Origin of the sequence: Novosphingobium umbonatum (assembly GCF_004005905.1) — a bacterium.
Classification (GTDB): domain Bacteria; phylum Pseudomonadota; class Alphaproteobacteria; order Sphingomonadales; family Sphingomonadaceae; genus Novosphingobium; species Novosphingobium umbonatum.
On record NZ_SACO01000065.1, the window covers coordinates 1 to 300 of the forward strand.

Below are 300 nucleotides of genomic sequence, written 5' to 3' on the forward strand. Positions count from 1 at the left end.
CATGCTGCACCAGCGGGCAAAACTTTCAGGAATGGGAAAAATCGGTCTTGTGGTGCACCCGGAGCGATTCGAACGCCCGGCCCTCAGATTCGTAGTCTGATGCTCTATCCAGCTGAGCTACGGGTGCACACGCACAAGACAAAACAGACTGGCCAATCCATTCCTGCGAGGAATGGTGCACCCGGAGCGATTCGAACGCCCGGCCCTCAGATTCGTAGTCTGATGCTCTATCCAGCTGAGCTACGGGTGCTTGGGAGACGCGCCTTTAGAAGCGCTCCTCCGGCTTGACAAGGGGAATTT

Annotated in this window: 2 tRNA genes; both read right to left on the bottom strand. The window is 56.7% G+C overall.

The annotated features are described in order from the left end of the window. Nucleotides 1–50: 50 nt before the first annotated feature. A tRNA-Arg gene (locus tag EOE18_RS18295) sits at nucleotides 51–127 on the bottom strand. A 46-nt stretch (nucleotides 128–173) separates the two neighbouring features. Further along, a tRNA-Arg gene (locus EOE18_RS18300) sits at nucleotides 174–250 on the bottom strand. Between the last annotated feature and the right edge of the window lie 50 nt (nucleotides 251–300).